This window comes from Fischerella sp. (genome assembly GCF_013388695.1).
Classification (GTDB): Bacteria; Cyanobacteriota; Cyanobacteriia; order Cyanobacteriales; family Nostocaceae; genus PCC9605.
In genome coordinates this window covers 1-5193 of record NZ_JACAEU010000064.1, presented here as the reverse complement: position 1 = coordinate 5193, position 5193 = coordinate 1, and the positions used below count along the sequence as shown (strand labels likewise).

Annotated in this window: 5 protein-coding genes; 1 reads left to right on the top strand and 4 read right to left on the bottom strand. The window is 44.6% G+C overall.

What is annotated here, in order from left to right:
- Positions 1 to 182 precede the first annotated feature (182 nt).
- Complete coding sequence (locus HXY43_RS09000) at positions 183 to 812, top strand: phosphoribosylanthranilate isomerase (RefSeq protein WP_290882432.1); 630 nt, start codon at positions 183 to 185, stop codon at positions 810 to 812.
- A gap of 91 nt (positions 813 to 903) precedes the next feature.
- Here the strand turns inward: HXY43_RS09000 and folE are convergent, their stop codons facing one another.
- From folE to HXY43_RS08980, 4 genes are all read right to left on the bottom strand, one after another.
- On the bottom strand, positions 904 to 1605 hold the full coding sequence (gene folE, locus HXY43_RS08995; RefSeq protein WP_290882429.1) for a GTP cyclohydrolase I FolE: 702 nt from the start codon (positions 1603 to 1605) through the stop codon (positions 904 to 906).
- 41 nt (positions 1606 to 1646) lie between these two features.
- The gene (locus HXY43_RS08990) at positions 1647 to 2372 is read right to left on the bottom strand and encodes an SDR family oxidoreductase (protein ID WP_290882427.1); all 726 of its coding nucleotides are present in this window, start codon (positions 2370 to 2372) and stop codon (positions 1647 to 1649) included.
- A 360-nt stretch (positions 2373 to 2732) separates the two neighbouring features.
- Positions 2733 to 3716: an acetyl-CoA carboxylase carboxyltransferase subunit alpha gene (locus tag HXY43_RS08985; protein ID WP_026736705.1), complete on the bottom strand. Its 984-nt coding sequence runs from the start codon at positions 3714 to 3716 to the stop codon at positions 2733 to 2735.
- A gap of 197 nt (positions 3717 to 3913) precedes the next feature.
- On the bottom strand, positions 3914 to 4933 hold the full coding sequence (locus tag HXY43_RS08980; RefSeq protein WP_290882424.1) for a long-chain acyl-[acyl-carrier-protein] reductase: 1020 nt from the start codon (positions 4931 to 4933) through the stop codon (positions 3914 to 3916).
- Between the last annotated feature and the right edge of the window lie 260 nt (positions 4934 to 5193).

The window sequence follows — 5193 nt, the reverse complement described above, 5'->3', positions numbered from 1 at the left end:
GTTAACGACGGGGTCTTAATTGGAGAGTTTGCGAACTAAAGTTGCTCAACTTCTGGCCGATCTAACTCCTCAAATTGCTGCTTCTTTGGCTGGTTACGACTTCATCCTTAATGCCTTATATGTCGCAAACATTTTTTGAATTGGTATAACTTTTTGTATTGCTAAAAATCTCTGAAATTTTTATGCGGGTTAAAATTTGCGGCATTACTCAACCACAGCAGGGGAAGGCGATTGCTGATTTTGGTGCAACAGCACTGGGATTTATTTGCGTTTCCACTTCACCCCGTTACGTTACTGCTAACCAAATTCGGGCAGTAGTGGAACAACTAGAAAATCAGATTGACAGTATAGGTGTATTTGCTAATACATCCATTACAGGAATCAGTCAGACCGTTGCTGATGCTGGGTTGACTGGCGTTCAGCTACACGGAGATGAATCACCAGAATTTTGCCGACAGTTGCGCGAACATCTGCCTAAGGTTGAAATTATTAAAGCCTTAAGAATACGCGCAGCAGCAGATTTGGACAAAGCAACTGTGTATAGTCTCAGTGTAGATACACTATTACTTGATGCCTATCATCCCCAGCAGTTGGGTGGTACAGGCAAAACCTTAGATTGGAAAATGCTGCAACAGTTTCAACCTAGCTGTCCTTGGTTTTTAGCAGGGGGACTAACACCGGATAATATTTTAGAAGCTCTCAGTCAAGTTAGTCCCAGCGGTATTGACTTATCTAGTGGAGTAGAAAGTGCACCTGGGGACAAGGATTTGAATAAAGTCGCCAAGCTGTTTGAAAAGCTAGGAACTAGATAGTGGTTAAGGGTTAGTGGATAGTGGTTAGGGGTTAGTGGTACAGAACAACCAAACAACTACTAACTACTAACTACTAACTACTAACAATTCCCTAAAATATTGCTGCTTGGTGGCGAATCAAGTTGAAGAATTCTTCACGGGTTTTATGTTCTTCTTGGAAAACACCTACCATTGCACTGGTGACAGTCCAGGAACCTGGTTTTTGCACACCCCGCATCACCATGCACATGTGGGTAGCTTCAATAACAACAGCAACACCCTGAGGTTCTAGAATAGTCTGGATGGCTTCGGCAATTTGGCGAGTTAGCCTCTCCTGTACTTGCAAACGGTGGGAATACATCTCGACAATGCGGGCAAGCTTACTCAGTCCCACGACTTTTTGATTGGGAATGTAAGCAACATGAGCTTTACCCATAAATGGCAACATATGGTGTTCGCACAGGCTGAAGACATTGATATCTCGAACTAACACCATCTCGTTATGTCCTTCGTCAAAAATCGCACCGTTAACGAGTTCATCTAAGGACTGATTGTAGCCACTGGTCAGAAATCGCAATGCCTCTGCCACGCGCTTTGGTGTTTTCAGCAGTCCTTCACGTTCCGGATCTTCTCCTACACCCAGCAGTAGCGTCCGCACAGCGTCCGTCATCAGCTCCATTTGTTCTTCTTGCGGTGGGTGCAAGTCTGGTTCTCGCCCGTCATGAGTGTTGCGATCGGGTCTAATGGCTTCTGTTAAGTCGGGAATTAAAGGAGATTGAAAGCGGTTGGAACCGTTAGAACTAGCAATAGTCATGGTCTTAGTTTTGGATAGTTTTTGAATAAATGACTGTGCGATTAAAGAACGCCAGCACTGGGCATGAGAGTTAACTCATCAACGACTGCCTGTTGCGGCAACAATGCAGTGTATACAATTGAGTGAGCAACAATTTCTGGGGTTAACATTTTTGAGCGGTCAAACTCGGCATGAACAGTTTCTTGCTCCCAGAGTTCGGTATTGACTGCACCGGGACAAATGGCAGTGACGCGGATGCCGTGGGGGCGTTCTTCTTGTGCCAAAGTTTGAGAAAGAGCCAAAAGACCGGCTTTGCTGACGCAGTAAGCTCCCCAATTGGGAAACGCTTGTTTGCCAGCAATCGATACAAGGTTGATGATTGTGCCTCTGTTGCGATCGCGCATTCCTGGCAAAATCCCCAGGATGCACTGAAACACGCTAGTGAGATTTAAATCTATCACTCGCTGCCAGTCAGACAAGGGAGTTTCACTCAAACTGGCGGTGTAACCCATGCCAGCATTGTTGACCAAAATATCTATGTCGCCAAAGTCACGGGCGATCGCTTGGATTTTTTCCTGCACTTGGGATACACAAGCTAGGTCTACAGGATATGCTTTCGCATTCACCCCTGCGTGCCGAGCTGCTTCTGCTGTTGCTGCCAATTTCTCAACAGAACGACTGACTAAGGCAACATCTACTCCCGCTTTTGCAAATGCCAAAGCTGCTGCTTTGCCAATTCCACTGCTTGCCCCTGTAATCAGAGCGCGTTGTTTCTGCTCAAAACTCATGCTTTTTTCCAATTCTTTGGCAAATGAAACCGCATCATCACCTGTTTATTCAAACTTTCAGATTTGCTGCCAATATTAAACAAATCTAAAAATCTCATTAATGTTGTTTGACAACTGCTACAATCCATAGCCATTATGGGCATATTTTCGGCCGAGTTTTTTCCAGTATAAAACTTGGGATGTTTGCCTTAAAAACAAGGTTGCACCCTGAAATTTGTTCATAAATACAAAACAAATCTCTCATTAGTTTGAGTAGATTTGCCAATAATACAAACGCCTATGGCTGAGAAGATTGTTAAAAATCTTTAAGTGCCATAGGCAATTATAGCATTGCTGTTATGCTAAGCAAGGATTTCAGTCTTATGAGTGGGCAACTTCGGTAAAAACACCAATCTTGCGAAATTTTTCATAACGAAGTTGACGGCGTTCTTGAGGGGTTAAGCGCCCCAACTCGTCTAGGTTATCTAAGAGAGCTTGTTTGAGAGTTTGAGCAGCATTGAGAGGCTCAGAATGAGCGCCACCGACGGGTTCAGTTAAGATCTGGTCAATAATGCCGAAATTTTTTAGATCGTGTGAAGTCATTTTTAATACCGCTGCTGCTTGAGGAGCTTTAGTGGCATCTTTCCACAAAATCGCAGCACAAGCTTCGGGGGTAATAACGGTATAAACAGAGTGTTCAAACATCAACAGGCGATCGCCAACACCAATACCTAACGCTCCACCAGAACCACCTTCACCAATCACCGTGCAAATAATCGGTACATCCAGGCAAAACATCTCGCGCAAATTGTAGGCGATCGCTTCTCCTGCACCTTGTCGTTCGGCTACCACTGTCGGCAAGGCTCCCGGCGTGTCGATAAAAGTTAAAATGGGCATTCCAAATTTGTTGGCGTGTTCCATTAAGCGCAATGCCTTGCGATAGCCACCAGGAGTAGCCATACCAAAATTACGGGCAATATTGTCTTTTGTATCACGCCCCTTTTGATGACCCAACATCACTACAGGTTGCCCTCCCAAACGAGCAACACCACCGATTAAAGCCGGATCGTCCGAACCACAGCGATCGCCATGCAACTCCATCCACTCATCAGTAATCGCCTGAATGTAATCAAGAGTACTGGGACGGCGGGGATGGCGAGCGACTTGCAGTCGCTGAGATGGCGATAGACTACCGAAAATTTCCTCACGCAGTTGCATAGCACGTGCTTCTAGTTGACGAATTTGACTAGAAACATCGACGCCATTTTCTTCTGCAAGTTGACGGATTTGCTCAATTCGGTTTGCCAGTTCTGCCAACGGCTTTTCAAAATCCAACAGTAGTGGTTTGCGCTCAGTAGTAGCCATAAGTTAGGGAATAGGAAATAGCGATCGGGGATTGGAGATTGGGGATTGGGGAACTCACCGGCCCCCACGACCGTAAGGAGTGGGGATTAGGGGCAATGGGGATTGGGAATAGGTGAAAATTATGAATGATGAATACTGAATGCTGAAAATTTCATAATTCATAATTCATAATTCATAATATTTTTATGCCCCATTCCCTATACCAGCAGCGGTCTAAAACCGTGTTTTACCGACACCTGACCAATCTGCTCCATCTTTTCTACGGTAATCTGATTGCGTCCCCAAGAGAAGTTCGTATGCAACTTCTCAAATTCCAGCAGCATTGATTCTGCAAAACAAGCAAACAACTGCCGTTCTGGAACATCCATATTGACGATTTTCATGATTTTCCAGTCAATATCAAGAGAATGCTCGACAATGCCGCCATTAAGGACATACACGCCAGGATGCTGAATTTTAGTTCCCAGATTCTTGGGATAGCCTCCATCAATCAGCAAGCAAGGTTGTTTTAGCACTTTAGGCTCAATTTCCACGCCTTTAGGCATACTGGCAACCCAAACTACAATATCAGCTTGGGGCAGCGCTTCTTCCAAAGCCATGATTTTTCCACGCCCAAGTTCTGCTTGCAAATTAATGAGGCGTTCTTGGTTACGGGCTATCAGCAGCAGATCTTTTACATCTGTTTTCGCATCTAACCAACGACAGACTGCACTGCCAATATCTCCAGTTGCACCACAAACGGCAACAGTCGCTTGTGACAGTTCAATTCCTAATTGTTTCGACGCTTGTTCTACCTGAGCGCAAATAATGTAAGCAGTGTGCGTATTTCCGGTGGTGAAGCGTTCAAATTCTAGTTCAACGTTGCGGACTTGCTTGAACTGCTCTAAATTGAAGTTTTCAAAGATAATTGAGGAAAATCCCCCTAAAGCCGTGATATTGATCTCATGCTTTTGAGCAAGGGCCATGGCATTGAGGATTTTGCGTGTAGCTGCTTTGATCCGGCGGGTTGCAAGCATTTCCGGTAAAAAGCAAGACTCTACATACTTTCCTTCTATTTTCTGCCCAGTTACGCTGGTAACTGTAATGCGATCGACAATTTGGGGCGGGGCGCTGCACCAAAAATCTAAACCTTGATCGGCATATTCTGGGTAGCCCAATTCTCTGGCTACCGCTTGTGCGTGTTCTAAACTAGTAAGATGTCCGATGAGACCAAACATTCTATTAGGTGTGTGCGCTATAAAAAGCGTGGTGTAAGTGGGAAAGATATTACTATCCCTTAAAAATACTACACAAAGCGTAAGATTCGACTGCACTGGGATAGTGATTCACACCAAGACTGGGGATTGGGGAAGGTGGGGCCCCTCTGGGGATAAGGGGTAATGGGGATTGGGTAAAAATAAGTAAAAAGTAAAAAGCTAAAAGTAAAAAGAAAGAATTTTTTCTTTTACCTTTTTACTTTTTACTTCTCCAGTTCCTT